The 14368-nt window shown below is 72.5% G+C and carries 11 protein-coding genes; 8 read left to right on the top strand and 3 right to left on the bottom strand.

The window, feature by feature from the left end; genetic code table 11:
- Positions 1-18 precede the first annotated feature (18 nt).
- The 4 genes from RM555_RS16390 to RM555_RS16375 all read left to right on the top strand — a co-directional run bounded on the left by RM555_RS16390 (position 19) and on the right by RM555_RS16375 (position 7419).
- Positions 19-2739, top strand: coding sequence for an amino acid adenylation domain-containing protein (locus tag RM555_RS16390; protein WP_311412558.1), 2721 nt, complete (start codon positions 19-21; stop codon positions 2737-2739).
- On the top strand, positions 2736-4010 hold the full coding sequence (locus RM555_RS16385; RefSeq protein ID WP_311412557.1) for an MFS transporter: 1275 nt from the start codon (positions 2736-2738) through the stop codon (positions 4008-4010). The genes RM555_RS16390 and RM555_RS16385 overlap by 4 nt, the downstream gene beginning before the upstream one ends.
- Positions 4007-6325, top strand: coding sequence for a penicillin acylase family protein (locus RM555_RS16380; protein ID WP_311412556.1), 2319 nt, complete (start codon positions 4007-4009; stop codon positions 6323-6325). The genes RM555_RS16385 and RM555_RS16380 overlap by 4 nt, the downstream gene beginning before the upstream one ends.
- Positions 6326-6612: 287 nt before the next feature.
- A complete protein-coding gene (locus RM555_RS16375; protein WP_311412555.1) occupies positions 6613-7419 on the top strand; it encodes a M23 family metallopeptidase in 807 nt (268 codons plus the stop codon).
- A gap of 10 nt (positions 7420-7429) precedes the next feature.
- Here RM555_RS16375 and RM555_RS16370 read toward each other — a convergent pair whose 3' ends face one another.
- The 3 genes from RM555_RS16370 to RM555_RS16360 form a co-directional block, all read right to left on the bottom strand.
- Positions 7430-8161: an alpha/beta hydrolase gene (locus RM555_RS16370; RefSeq protein WP_311412554.1), complete on the bottom strand. Its 732-nt coding sequence runs from the start codon at positions 8159-8161 to the stop codon at positions 7430-7432.
- 327 nt (positions 8162-8488) lie between these two features.
- The gene (locus RM555_RS16365; protein WP_311412553.1) at positions 8489-9451 is read right to left on the bottom strand and encodes an exonuclease/endonuclease/phosphatase family protein; all 963 of its coding nucleotides are present in this window, start codon (positions 9449-9451) and stop codon (positions 8489-8491) included.
- A gap of 65 nt (positions 9452-9516) precedes the next feature.
- A complete protein-coding gene (locus tag RM555_RS16360; RefSeq protein ID WP_311412552.1) occupies positions 9517-10344 on the bottom strand; it encodes a peptidoglycan-binding domain-containing protein in 828 nt (275 codons plus the stop codon).
- Between the two features lie 546 nt (positions 10345-10890).
- Between RM555_RS16360 and RM555_RS16355 the strand changes: the two genes are divergently transcribed.
- The 4 genes from RM555_RS16355 to RM555_RS16340 all read left to right on the top strand — a co-directional run bounded on the left by RM555_RS16355 (position 10891) and on the right by RM555_RS16340 (position 14337).
- Positions 10891-11388 carry a carbohydrate-binding protein gene (locus tag RM555_RS16355; protein ID WP_311412551.1) on the top strand — a complete coding sequence of 166 codons (498 nt, stop codon included), beginning with the start codon at positions 10891-10893 and terminating at the stop codon, positions 11386-11388.
- Positions 11389-11564: 176 nt separating this feature from the next.
- On the top strand, positions 11565-12287 hold the full coding sequence (locus tag RM555_RS16350) for an SDR family NAD(P)-dependent oxidoreductase (protein WP_311412550.1): 723 nt from the start codon (positions 11565-11567) through the stop codon (positions 12285-12287).
- 11 nt (positions 12288-12298) lie between these two features.
- Complete coding sequence (locus RM555_RS16345) at positions 12299-13519, top strand: acetyl-CoA C-acetyltransferase (RefSeq protein ID WP_311412549.1); 1221 nt, start codon at positions 12299-12301, stop codon at positions 13517-13519.
- On the top strand, positions 13519-14337 hold the full coding sequence (locus tag RM555_RS16340) for an SDR family NAD(P)-dependent oxidoreductase (protein ID WP_311412548.1): 819 nt from the start codon (positions 13519-13521) through the stop codon (positions 14335-14337). The genes RM555_RS16345 and RM555_RS16340 overlap by 1 nt, the downstream gene beginning before the upstream one ends.
- Positions 14338-14368: the final 31 nt, after the last annotated feature.

The following is a 14368-nucleotide window of genomic DNA, read 5'->3' as shown; positions in this document are numbered from 1 at the left end:
ACCTGGGGAGAGATGCTCATGACGTCGACCGAACGCGCGCTACGGCTGCGTCGGCGGCTCGCCGGACGCCGCGAGGTGTCCACACCGGAGGTCGGCCCGGTCGCCACCGCACCGGTCACCGCCGACAACCTGGTCGCCGCCTTCGACGAGGTCGCCGGACGGCACCCCGACCGGGTCGCCGTCCGCTGCGACCGGCAGGCCCTGACGTACCGGGAACTGGCCACCGCCTCCCGGGCCCTGGCCGGCCGGATCGCGGCCGTCGCGCCGTCCGGCCGGCCGGTCGGCGTGCTGCTGCCCCGCTCGGCGCGGATGATCGTGGCGGCGCTGGCGGTGCTCCGCACGGGTGCCGCGTACCTGCCGCTCGACCCGGAGGCGCCCGCCGCCCGTACCGGCACGATCGTCGGTGACGCGGCGCCGTCCCTGGTGATCACCACGGGTACGCTGGCCGACTCCCTGCCCGCGACGGCCGCGGCTGTCCTGCTCGACGCGCCGGACGGCGGCGGGGAGCAGCCGGACCCGCCCGCCGCACCGGTCCGCCCGATCGCGCCCACCGACCGGGCGTACGTCATCCACACCTCGGGCACGACCGGCCGTCCCAAGGGAATCGAGGTCTCCCACGCCAACGTCCTGCGCCTGATCGGCACCACGCAGCCACTGTTCGGGTTCGGGCCGGGCGACGTGTGGACCATGGCGCACTCGTTCGCCTTCGACTTCTCGGTGTGGGAGATGTGGGGGGCGCTGCTCACCGGCGGGTGTGTGGTCGTCGTCGCGGGCGAGGTCATGCGGGACCCGGTAGCCCTGCGGCGCCTGCTGCGGGCGGAGCGGGTCACGATGCTCAGCCAGACGCCCACCGCCTTCAGTTCGCTGGCGGCCCAGGAGGACGAGTACGACGACCGGCTGCCGCTGCGGTGGGTGGTCTTCGGCGGTGAGGCGCTCCGGTTCGCGGACCTGCGGCCGTGGGTCGCCAAGTACGGCGACGCCGCGCCCGAACTGGTCAACATGTACGGGATCACCGAGACCACCGTCCACGCGTCGTACCGCCGGATCCTCGCCCCCGACCTCGCCGGCACGACCAGCCTGATCGGCGCGCCCCTTCCCGACCTCGACTTCCTGCTGTGGGACACCGACGACCAGCCGGTCGCCGACGGTCGGATCGGGCAGATCATCGTCACGGGCGCGGGCGTGGCCCTCGGATACCTGGGGCAGCCGGAACTCACCGCGCAGCGGTTCGTCACCGTCACCGACGCGCAGGGCCGGCCCGTACGCGGATATCGCTCCGGGGACCTCGCCCGGCGGACGCCCTCCGGCGAGTACGAGTACCACGGGCGCGACGACGACCAGGTCAAGATCCGCGGCTACCGCCTGGAGCTGGGGGAGGTGCACGCCGCCCTGCTCGCCCTGCCCGGGGTGCGGCAGGCCGCGGTGGTGCCGCACACCGCACCCGGCACGGGAACGCGGCTGGTGGCGTATGTCGTCGGTGACGGTGACGCCGGCCCGGCGGAGGTGCGCTCCTGGATGGAGGGTCGGCTTCCGGGGTACGCCGTTCCGTCGGCGTTCGTCCTCGTCGACGCGTTGCCGCGAACCGCCAACGGCAAACTCGACCGGGCAGCCCTGCCCGACCCCGGCTCCGTCCTGACGCCACACGTGCCCGCGGGCGTCGACGACGTCACGCGGTCCCTGCTGGCGATCCTGGCCGAGCTGCTGCCCGGCACCGAGGTCGACCCGGACACCGACTTCTTCCGGCAGGGCGGGAACTCCCTGCTGGCGACACGCCTGCTGGCCGCCGTACGCCGGCAGTTCGGTGTCGTCGTCCCGCTGCGCGACTTCCTGAGGGCGCCGACGGTACGGGCGGTGTCGGGCGCGGTCCGCCGGGCCCGACAGGCCGGACCGGGTGCCGCGTCCCGCCGCCCGGTCGACCTGTTGCCGCTGGGGGACTCCGCGGCAGGCCGGGCACCCGTGGTGGCGCTGCCCGGCGTCTTCGGGATCGCAGCCTCGATGGCGCGGCTGTCGACGCACGTCCGCGACCGCCCGTTCCACGCCCTGCACACCCGCGACCTCCTCCGGGCCCAGGACGGCACGCCGTCCGCCGCCGTCGCCGCGCAGGCGTGCCTGGCCGAGCTGCTGCCCGTCGTCGATCCCGGGGTCCACCTCGTCGGACACTCCCTGGGTGGGGCGATGGCGCTGCACCTCGCCCACGCGGTACGGGCGGCCGGCCGCCGGGTGCGGAGCATCACCCTGCTCGACGCACCGAGCCCGCAACACCTGCGCCAGCGCCTCTCCGACGACCAGCGGACCCGGCTGGTCGCCTTCCTCTCCGACGTGGCCCTCGCGTTTCCCGAGCACACCCGCCGGTGGCGCGAGCTCTCCCCGCAGTCCGCCGCCGGGATGGCCGACACGGAACTCCTGCGGTGGGCCGCCTCCACCGCGGCACCCGGGCTGGCTGCCACGATCGGCGGGCTCGCCCACGCCTTCGAGGACTACCGGACGTTGGGACGGGTCATGGCAGAGCCCGCGCCCGCACTGGCCGTGCCCGCACTGCTGCTGGTGGCGGGCCTGGAGAGGTCCACCGACGACGGCGGGCACACCGAGGGCTGGCACCTGGTGCTGCCGGACCTGACCGAGACGGTGGTGGCCACCAGCCACGAGGGCATGTTGCGTGACCCCGGAGCGGCTACCGTCGCCGAGGCAATGACCGAATTCCAGCACCAGCAGGACAAGACGGAAGGAAACCCGAGTTGACCCGGGAGCCGGCTGCGAGCGCAGCGTTCCGCCCACCGCGACTGGCCAGGATCCTCGTCGGCGGTTCCGGCGTGATGAGCCTGGCCAACGGCGTGACGATTCCCTTCCTCGCCATCTACCTCCGCAACGAACTCGGCCTGTCCGTCTCGACGGTCGGCCTGGTCATCGGCTCATCCGTCCTGTTCGGCATCTCCGGTGGGTTCCTCGGCGGCGCGCTCTCCGACATCGTGGGACGCCGCCGGGTCCTGCTCTCCTGCCTGCTGGTGGTGATCGGCAGCTTCGTCGGGTTCTACTTCGCCCGCGACGCCGTGACGGCCTTCGCCTTCAACGCGTCCATGGCGTTCGCCACCAGTGCCTTCAGCCCGGTCGCGAAGGTACTCATCAGCGACCTGCTCCCCGTCGCGCTGCGGGTGAAGTGGTTCTCCTACCAGTACCTCGCGATCAACGCCGGCTACGCCGTCGGTCCGCTGATCGGCGTGGCCCTCGGGTTCACCGGCGCCCGGATATCCTTCCCTGCCGCCGCCGTCGTGTACCTGGTCTACCTCGCCGTCCTCTGGACGGCCACGCGGCAACTGCCACGACCGTCCACGGAGGACAGCGGGCTGACGACGCTCGGCCGCAGCACGGGCGCCATCGTCCGAGGGCTGGGCGAGTCGGCCCGGGCGGTGATGTCGGACCGCCGCCTGCTCCTCCTGCTCATCGGCGCGATCCTGTTGGAGACGGTGCACAGCAGGATCTCGGTGCTGCTCGCCCAGAACTTCGTCATCGACTTCGCCGACAGCGCCCGGGTGCTCGCCGCGGTCATGACCACCAACGCGGTGGCGGTGATCGTTCTCCAGCTCTTCGCCGCCGGCTACGTGCAGCGTTACAACCCGCTGAACGCCATCACCCTCGGTGGGATCCTCACCTTCGTCGGGATGGCCGGCTTCGCGATCTCCGAGCAGATGTGGCACTACATCGTGGCGATGGTGGTGTTCACCGTCGCCGAGACCCTGATCGTGCCGTCGGAATTCGCGCTCGTCGACCGCATCGCGCCCGAGGAACGGCGCGGAGCCTACTTCGGCGCACAGACCTTCGCGCAGGTCGGCGGGTTCACCGGACCGTTCCTCGGCAGTCTCGTCCTCGCGTCCTTCGGCGGGCCGGTCATGTTCCTCGCCATCGGCTCTCTGGCCTTGGTGAGCGTCGTGCTCTACCTGCTGGTCGGCCGGCGCATCCCCGACCTGAGCCGCCACGACACCCTCCCGGAGGCGGAGACCGAAAAGGCGTCATGAGAGCCGCGGCGGGCATCCTGCGCCTGGCCGCCTGGCCGAGCAGTCGTGCGCTCCGGCGCACCCGGGTACTTTCCCTGGCGGCCCTGCACGGGACCGTCGACATCGACCGCGACGATCGCGGCATCCCGTGGATCCGTGCGGGCGACGAGCGTGATCTCCACGTGGGCGTCGGGGTCGCGATGGCGTACGACCGGCTGTGGCAGATGGACGTCCTGCGCCGGCGGGCGACCGGACGACTGGCGGAGGTGTTCGGCGCTCGCGCCGCCGGTTCGGACGTCCTCGCCCGTACCCTGGCCTTCGAACGGGCCGCCCACCAGAGCGAGGCCCTGCTCTCACCGCCTGCCCGCGCCAACCTCGCGGCCTTCGCGCACGGGGTCGACACCGCGGTACGCCGGATGCGGCGCCGCGGGCAGCTCCCGCCCGAGTTCCACCTCCTGAGGTACCGGCCGGGCCCGTGGTCGGTCGGCGACTCGCTGGCCATCGTCAAGCAGCTCGGCTTCCACCTGGGTCGCAACCTGCAGCAGGAGGTCTTCCGTAGCCGGCTGCTGGCGGAGCGACCGGAGTTCGTCCGCAGCTTCCTGGCGCCGAAGTACCCGCCCGGCGGCAGCGTCACCATCAGGGCCGACGCCCCGGCAGGGCCGGCGGCACGGCGCGGCGACACCGCGCTGCTCTCCGCGGGCGGCGCCGCCCACCTCGCTGACCTCTTCGCGGGCCGGCAGGGGAGCGGTTCGAACGCGTGGGCGGTGTCTGCGGCCAGGTCCGCCACCGGCTTCGCCGCGCTGGCCAACGACCCGCACATCCTGTTCACCCAGCCGAGCCTCTGGTACCAGCTGGGACTGGACCTCGACGGCGAACGCGCGTACGGGGTGACGGTGCCGGGCGTGCCCGGACTGGTGATCGGCGCCAACCCGGATCTCGCGTGGGGGGTGACCAACTCCACCATCGACACCCAGGACCTGGCCGTGGGGGAGCGGCCGGACCCGACGGGAGAGCCACGGTGGTCGCAGACCAGCGTCGTCCGGGTGCGCGGCGGGACCGGGATCTCCGTGCGCGCGTCAGGCGGGACGGGCTACGTCGACCTGCCGGGTCCGGACGGCGCGGAAGTGGAGCCGGTGGTCCTCTACTGGAGTGGTCTGCACCCGTCCACCGAGGCCGAGAGCTGCCAGCGGATGTGGCGGGCGCGCGACTACCCGGCGTTCCGCGAAACCCTGCGGGGCTTCGGTGTGCCCGTGCTCAACCTCGTCGTCGCGACCCGGGACGGCACGGTCGCGCTGCGGGCGGCCGGCATCGTGCCCCGCCGGGACCGTCGGGAGGGCCTCGCCCCGGCCGACGCGGCCGAGGTGGCCGCTCGCTGGCGCACCACGCTCGGGTTCGACGAGCTACCGGAGATCGTCGATCCGCCAGCGGGCTTCGTGGTCAGCGCCAACCACCAGATCCTGCCCGACGGGGTCGCCCCGCACCTGGGCAGCGACTGGGGCGGACCGTACCGGGCCGACCGGATCGAGGAACTGCTGACGGCGACGCCGACGGCCCGCCCGGACGACTTCGGCGCGTGGCAGATGGACCTGCGCAACGGCAGGGCACAGCGCATCCTGCCCACCCTGCTGAAGGCGCTCGACGAGCATCCACCGGAGTCGCCACTGGCCGTGTTCGGCCATCAGTCGTTGGCCACCTGGGACGGCAGGGACGACGCCGATCAGGCCGCACCTCTGGTCTTCGGGGCGCTGGCCCGCGTGTTGACCGAGCGCTGGATCACCGGCCGGCTCGGTGCGGCCGTCGCCGACGCCATGACCGATGTGACCCTCCATGTGGATCACCTGGTGATGGACGCGGACGCCCGCCGGCGGCTCGGCGAGACGGAGGAACTGCCGGTCGTCGTGGCCGACGCCCTCACCGAGGCGGCGCGTCGACTCGCCGACAGATTCGGCGACGACCCCGCCGGCTGGCGTTACGGCAGGTCGAACCGGATCGCGGACCAGCATCCCCTGGCCGCGGTGTCGGACACGCTGCGTTCGCTGTACGGATCGCCCCCGACCCCGGTAAGCGGCGGCGGGCAGAGCGTCTGCCTGATGTATCCCGACCGCGACGGCCAGGTGGTCGAGGGCGCGCCCTGGCGCTTCGTCGTGGAGTTCGGCCCCTCCGGCAGCACCCGCATCCGCGACGTGCTCCGCCACGGCAGCTCGGGCCACCCCCTCTCGCCGCACTACGCGGACCAGACGCCGGCGCACGCCGAGGGGCGGCTGTACGAGGTACGCCTCGACAGCCCGCCGGAGGTGCGGAGCCGCCTGACCCTGGCGCCCCGGGCGCCCGGGTAAATCGTCCTGCCACGTCCCGGCCTCGAACGGGTGCCGGCGCCGCTGAGGCGGCCGACGCGGTTCCGGACCGTACCGACCGGGGCCGGAAAGCGAGTCTTGACACCAGTGGAGCCCGATACCCTAATATCCAAGATCCCAGATGCATGCGGGCTCGCTGGTTCGCCGCCGAAGGGGTTGGTCGGCCCGTTCCGAACCAGCGGCCATCTCCCTGTGGGCAGAAGTCGCAGTCGGTGGTCTCCTCGGTGCGGATTGGTTCCGGTCGTCATTCATCGCGAGCAAGGGGCCGAATGCGGACACTCGACGAAACACTGCCGGGGGACGGGGCGGAGTCGCGGGGCATCGGCCGCCGCCATCTGCTTGGCCTGGTCACCGCCACGCTGGCAGCCGGCATCATTCCGGAGGCGTGGCTCGCGGAAGCCGCGTACGGCGCGACGCCGAGATGGAACCGGCCATTCGACAAGTGGGTGCCGGTCACATCCTCGTACGGGATGCGGACGGATCCGATCACCGGCGTGTCCAGGATGCACAACGGCACGGACTACAGCTATTCGGGAATCCTCGGCTATCCGATCCGTGCGATCGCGGCGGGCACCGTGACCAGCGTGTCGTACAGCGCGGGCGGCCTCGGCCACAACGCCACCATCACGCACGCCGACGGTTGGCGGAGTGTCTACGGGCACATGCGGGAGGCTCCCAGAGTCGGGACGGGCGTGCAGGTCGCCGCCGGCCAGCACATCGGCAACGTCGGATCCACCGGCCGCTCCACCGGCCCGCACCTGCATCTTGAGATCTTCCAGCCGAACGGTCAGCGCGTTGACCCCGAGTCGGTTCTGACGGGTGCCCCGTACGCCGGGGCGCCCGGAACTCCCCCTGAGATCGTCACTAAGGATGGACTGATGTACCTCATCTGGAGCACCGGCGGCACCGGTTACCTGGTCACCCCCAACCGCGTCATCGGGCTGCGGTCGATGGCGCACTACAACCTGTTCAAGCGGATCATCAACTCGAACCAGGCCGCCGCGCAGCCTGAGGTCTTCAACGCACTGGAGATCGACCAGATCAACGCGTACCTCAACGGGACGGTGCCTGCCTGACGGCGCGGCCTCACCTCAGGTGCCGGGCGAAGAACCGGTTCCCGGCGTCCCCCTCGAAGTGCGGGACGCCGGTGTGCCCGCCCATGTTGGCGTGCAACGTCTTCTCCCTGGCGCCGAAGGCGTCGAACAGGTCCAGGGCCAGCTGCCGGTCGTTTCCTTCGTCGTCCCACTGGAGCAGGACCTGCAGCGGAATGGTGACCTGTCGGGCCTCCTCGAACAGGGTGCGGGGCACGAAACTCCCGGCGAACAGGAGGGCGGCCGAGATGCGCGGCTCGACCACCGCCAGCCGGATGCCGATGGAGATCACCCCTCCCGAGTACCCGACCGGGCCGCCGATCCCGGGCAGCGGAAGGAGGGCGTCCAGGGCGGCCCGCCACTCCGGGACCGCCTTCTCGACCAGCGGGAGGACGAGCCGATCAACGAGCTCGTCGTCGACCGGCTCACCGGCCTTCAGCGCCCGGTGCAGGTCGGCGCGGGTCTCCTCGGCGGCGGCGGAACGGGGTCGGTCACCGCTCCAGGGGAGCTCGAGGGTGGCTGCGGCGAAGCCCTCCGCCGCGCAGTGCCGGGCCCGGGCCACCAGCCGGGGGTACATCCTGTGCAGCCCGCCGGGGTGGCCCATCAGGATCAGCGGGACCGGTGCGGAGGCGGATCCCGGCGTCCACAGGATGCCGGGGATCTCACCGAGGGTGAACCGACGTTCGAGGACGCCGTCGTCGAGGCGCTGTTCGGAGGTGAATCGCATGGTCGTGTCCTTCGGGAGTGCTCGTGAACGGCGCTCCCGGACGACCTATCGCCCGACCGTGACCCCGGAGGGGAGCACCCATGTCGATACTGCATCCACGGGTACCACCTCCTCGATCTCTCGCACGGCCTCTGGCAGGGTAGCGGTGCTCGCCGTGGTCCGCTAACGGGTTTCCGCGGTCGGGGGCTCCGGCCTGTGGCGTGATCGCAGCTGGCTGGCGCGGCAGCCGAGTGTGCAGCACGTCGCTGCTCATCACGGTGGGGCGGCGAGGGCACGGGACGCGGGACGACGCCGCGCCTGTGCTGTCGGCCTCGCCGCCCCACGCGGTCAGTAGTTGACGTACGCGGTGACGGCGCGGTGGTCGGAGTACGCCCCGCCGGTCATCGACTCGGTGACGGTGGCGACGTTGCTGAAGCCGTTGCCGCTCTTGACCAGCAGGAAGTCGATTCGCCGGCTGTTCAGCGTGTCGTACGCCGAGGAGCAGTTGCGGCTGCCGCACTTCTCGGCGATCGGGTCGCGGTAGCCGTAGCTCTTGCCGTCGTTCCACCATCCCGCGTCGTCGGGCTCGGCGTTGGCGTCGCCCGCGACGATCTTGAGGTCGCCGCCGAGGCGGCCCATCGCCTCGTCGGCCTCCTTGATGTTCTCGTCCGCGCACTTGGGGCCGTGCCAGGTGTTGGTGGGCCAGTGGATCGAGGCTACCGAGACGTCCTGGTTGGCGACGTTGTCGTGCAGCCGGATGCCGATGTTGTGGACCCGGTCCTGGCTGCTCCTGGTGGGTTCGAGGTTCTGGCATCCGCCGGTACCCGCGTCGTAGTTCGCGGGAGCGTCGGAGCGCCAGCGGGTGGCGGCCTCGTAGGTGAACCGGTCGGAGCGGTAGATGACCGCGTTGGTCTGCTGGTTCTTCATCTTGCCGCAGGTGCTGGTGTAGCCCATCGAGCCGGGGTTCGCGATCGCGATCTGTCCGGCGTAGGTGCCGGGCAGTTCGTCGGAGAGGCGCTTGGTCAGGGTGTTGAGCTGCGTCTGGTTCGAGACCTGCTGCACGGTGAAGATGTCCGGGCTCAGTGGCCGGCCCTTGAGGTAGGTGATCAGCCGGTCCCAGATGTGACCGTCGGCGCAGGAGCTTGGCAGCCAGTTCTCGATGTTGTTGTTGTAGACCACCAGATGGTTCGGGGAGGTGTTCACGGCGGCCTGTGCGGCGGTGGCGCCGGTGAGGCCGACCGCCGCGGTCGTGAGGACCGTGGTGAGCACAGCGACGGCGCCGCGTACGGGGCGGCTGCTACGGACGGACAACTTTCCTCCTGGTCGTGCTGGTCATGGGAATCGATGCGAGTAGTGGCGACGCTGGGCTGCCGTCGTCAGAGGGTCCGCTGGTATTCCTCCCAGGTGCGCTTGGGGCTGACCGCGGGACCGTCGTCGGCGCCGCGGTTCGCCAGGCCGTTGCGGCCGAGGTAGTAGTCGCCGGCCTGGTTCTGCGCGCCTGTCGACTGGTCGGTGTCGGCGAGTGCGATGGCGTGGATGTGGTAGCCCCAGTCCCCCTGGCTCGGGGTGCGCAGCCAGGCGGCGAAGCCCACTGTGCGAAGCCGGCGCAGCACGTCCGTCCGGGTGGCCGAGGAGAGACCGCTGACCGACAGGTCGAGGGCGCCACCGCCGTCGTGGGTGCCCGCCGACGCGCCCACGCCGGTGTTGTAGGACCCCTGCGTGATGGTGAGTTGGCGCCCGAGCAGGCGTTCGGCCTCGAGCAGCATCGTCCTGGTCCGTGTGTTGACCTGGAAGCCGCGCAGGGTCACGACGCTTCCGGGCGAGATGGCGCGGACGACGGTGTATCGGCCCTCGCCGAGCAGCCGTAGTGACGACGGCCCGGGCAGCCCGGTCGCGTCGAGGCCGGTGTAGCCGAGGGACCGTTGGTACGCCGCGTACGCGGCGATCGTGCTGGTGCCGAAGTGCCCGTCGACGTACGTGGCCGACAGCAGCCCTCTGGCCTGCAGAGCCCGCTCCACCAGCAGCACGCTGTCCTTGGCGCCCGCAGTGATGGCGGTGTCCGCCCGGCGGGGGTCGATCTGGGCGGCCCTGATGAGCGCCTCCATGTCGACCTGGGGCAGCGCGGCGGCGACCGGGCGGGCCAACGGCCCGGCGGTGGCCACCGCCGCACCCGCGGCAACCAGCAGGCTTCTTCTCGTGATCACTTGAGCTCCTGTCTATCCGTGGCGACGTGGCTGGTCAGCGGCGCGGGACGCCGGCAGTGGACCCGTCGAAGCCGGTGTGGACGTACGCGTCGGAGGCGGCCCGGCGGCCGTGGCGAAAGCGCGACCGCGAACAGCCGCAGGGAACGTGGTCTCATACCTCAACTCCGTCAGGCAGCCAGATCCCCTGCCGCAGACGCAAGGGACGGTTGCCTGACTATCGAGTCAGCGAACCGGCCCGTCAAGACGCTCATCGATGATTTACTCGAATGCGCGCGCCCTTTGTGCGGCCTCCGCCCATTGCCGCCGCCGCCCGGATCCGGCGGAGCGACCGCAGCCGGCCCGGCGCCCCACTCGATGCTGGTCCGCGCAAGTCATCGAGGCCGGGCTGCCGACCAGGACTCAGCGCCGGCCCGTTCGCGGCGACCGGTTCGGGTCGCCGCACGGCTGCCGGCCGACGAGGAGCGCCATGTCGTCTGATGGCGTTCGCTGTGCCGGCGGTCCGACCGCCGGATCCCGCCATTACGCGGACGGGGTGACGAATGCGCGGTGTCCGGTGCTGGTGGGCGGCGCGAGGTCGCGGGCGGCGAGCCAGGCCGCTGCGGTGGCGGGGTCGCCGGCGACTGCCACCGGGCGGCGTCCGAGGCGGGCCAGCAGCGCGGCGCGAAGCTCCGGCAGCAGGCCGACTGGCTCTACTTCGCCGACCGGCAGGTGCTGACGCCGGCCCAGGTGGCCGCGCGGGTGGCCGGTCACCGGTCCGCCGGCACCACGCACACCGACACGGTCGGCGCGGGCGGAGCCTGCCCCACGCCGCCGCCCAGCTCGCCGCCGCCCTCGTCTCCGCCCTCCTCGCCCCCGCCGTCGACCCCGCCGCCCTCGACGCCGCCGCCGGCCAACTGTGCCGGCGCGCCGAACTGGGACCGGAACACGGTGTACCTCGGCGGCCAGCGGGTGCGGCACAACGGCCGGCTCTGGCAGGCGAACTGGTGGACGCTCGGTTCCGAGCCGGGGCTCACCGCGCAGTGGCGCGACCTCGGCCCCTGCTGACTCCGCGACGGGCCGCCGCCGTCACCAGAGGCGGCGGCGGCCCGCACGTCCAGGCGCGCCGGGCGCCTGTGCCCAGTCGCTGTCGGCTCTGTCCCGGCAGCCGGGCACACCGGGCGGGCGGCGGCGTACGCGGGGCGACCGTTGTGATCTAAGCAAGCGCTTGTTAGGTTAACGACATGGAGTTCGCTTTCCCGGCCGGCGCCACCGTCGTCGTCACCGGAGCCGGCAGCGGGATCGGCCGGGCGACCGCGCTGCTGGCCGCCCGGGTCGGCCTGCGGGTGGCGGCCTGGGACCTGGCCGGCGACGCGGTCACCGGCACCGCCGACGAGATCACCGCCGCAGGCGGCAGCGCCGTCGCGCGGGTGGTCGATGTGGCCGATCCGGCGGCGGTGCGAGGCGCGTTCGCCGACAGCGGCCCGACCACGTACCTGGTCAACAACGCCGGCCCGGCCAGCAGCGTCGACGTCGACTTCGACCGTGCGCTCGCGCTCACCGTGGGCAGCGTGCGGACGGTCACCGACGCCTGGCTGGCCAGCCGACCGGGTGACGGCGCGGCGGTGGTCAACGTCGCGTCGGTCGCCGGCAACCTGGTCGGCACCGACTCCGCCTGGTACTGCGCGGGAAAGGCGGCCATCGCCGGCTACACCCGGCACCTGGCGACCCGGCTCGCCCCGGCGGTGCGGGCCAACACCGTCGCGCCCGGGCTGATCGACACCCCGCGTACGGCCGGGTTCGCCGCCTCCAGGCTGGGCCGGGACCTCGTGGCCCGCAACCCGATGGGGCGGGCCGGCCGGCCGGAGGAGGTCGCCGGCGCCGTGCTCTTCCTGCTCTCCCCGCTCGCCGGCTACCTCAACGGCGTGCTGCTGCCGGTCGACGGCGGCTGGATGGTCACTCAGTAAGGGGACAACCGATGCCAGAAGCCGTCATCGTCGCCGCGGCCCGCTCACCGATCGGACGCGCCGGCAAGGGCTCGCTGGTCGGCGTGCGCGCCGACGACCTGATCGCCGACATCGCCCGTGCGGCCCTGGCGCAGGTTCCCGCGCTGGACCCGCGGACGCTGGACGACGTACTGCTCGGGTGCGCCCAGCCGGCCGGCGAGCAGGGCTACAACCTGGCCCGGACGCTCGCCGTGCGGCTCGGCCTGGACGGGGTGCCCGGCGCCGTGGTGCAGCGTTACTGTGCCTCCTCGGTGCAGACCACCCGGATGGCTCTGCACGCGATCAGGGCGGGGGAGGGGCACGCCTTCCTCTCGGCGGGGGTGGAGATGGTCTCCCGCTACGACCGCGGCAAGGCCGACGGCATGCCCGGCACCCATCACCCCCGCTACGCCGTCGCCGAGGAGCGCACCGCCGCCCGGGCCCGGGGCGGTGGCGCGGACTGGTCCGACCCGCGGTCCGCCGGTGCGGAGCCGGACGTCTACATCGCCATGGGACACACCGCCGAGAACGTGGCCCAGCACTGCCGGGTCAGCCGCCGGGAGCAGGACGAGTTCGCCGTCCGCAGCCAGAACCTGGCCGAGAAGGCGATCATGGACGGTTTCTGGGCCACCGACATCACGCCGGTCACCCTGCCCGACGGCACGGTCGTCGACCGTGACGACGGCCCGCGTGCGGGCGTCACCCTGGAGAAGGTCGGCGCCCTGAAACCGGTCTTCCGGCCGGACGGCACGGTCACCGCGGCGAACTGTTGCCCGCTCAACGACGGCGCCGCCGCGCTGGTGGTGCTCAGCGACATCCGCGCCCGCGAACTCGGTCAGACCCCCCTGGCCCGGGTGGTCGCCACCGGAGTCTCCGCGCTCAGCCCGGAGATCATGGGCCTCGGCCCGGTGCAGGCCACCCAGCGGGCGCTGGCCAACGCCGGGCTCACCATCGGCGACATCGACCTGGTGGAGATGAACGAGGCGTTCGCGGCCCAGGTGATCCCGAGCTACCGGATGCTCGGCATCGACCTGGACCGGCTCAACGTCCATGGCGGAGCGATCGCGGTCGGGCACCCGTTCGGCATGACGGGGGCCCGGATGACCACCACCCTGATCAACGCGCTGCGCTTCCGTGACCGGCAGTTCGGACTGGTCACCATGTGCACCGCCGGCGGACAGGGAATGGCACTGATCATCGAGCGGCTCTCGTGATGCCGGGCGTGCTGGCCGGCAAGGCCGTCGTGATCACCGGCGCCGGGCGTGGCCTCGGCGAGGCCTACGCCCGACTCGCCGCCGCCGAGGGCGCCTCGGTGGTGGTCAACGATGTCGACTCGGCGGCCGCCGCGTCGGTGGCCGGGGCGATCGGGGCGCTGGCCGACGACTCGGACATCGCCACCTGGACCGGCGCCGGCCGGTTGATCGACAACTGTCGTCGCGCGTACGGGCGGGTGGACGGACTGGTCAACAACGCCGGGCTGTTCCGGCTGGCCGATCCCCGGGAGCAGGATCCGGAGGAGTTCCGCCGGGTGCTGGAGGTGAACCTGCTCGGCACCGCCTACTGCGGACTGCACGCCATCCGCGCGATGCTCGAGCAGGGCGGCGCCGGCTCGGTGGTGAACGTGACCTCCGGTTCCCAGTCCGGCGCGGCCGCCCTCGCCGCGTACGGTGCCAGCAAGGGTGGCGTCGCCTCGCTGACCTGGTGCTGGGCGGCGGACCTGGCCGGCACGGAGGTACGCGTCAACGCGGTCTCGCCCAACGCGCACACGCGGATGGCGGACGCCTTCGAGCGGCATCTGGGCGCCCGGGCCCGCGGACAGAACGTGGGCAAGCCGCCGGCGAGCAACGCGCCGGCCGTGGTGTACCTGCTCTCCGAAGCGGCGGCGGGGATCTCGGGCCGGATCGTCCGGGTCGACGGCGATGAACTGTCGCTGGTGCAGCCGCCGCGCACGGCCGTCGCCGTACGGCTGCCGGAGTGGACGGTCGCGGCCGTGGCCGAGGCGTTCGCCGGCGACCTCCGCCAGCAGCCGTGAGCGGGCCCGGCCGGAAGCCGAGGGTCTGGCC

This window comes from Micromonospora reichwaldensis (assembly GCF_031845925.1).
Lineage (GTDB): Bacteria > Actinomycetota > Actinomycetes > Mycobacteriales > Micromonosporaceae > Micromonospora > Micromonospora reichwaldensis.
This window is presented reverse-complemented; position numbering and strand designations above follow the sequence as displayed.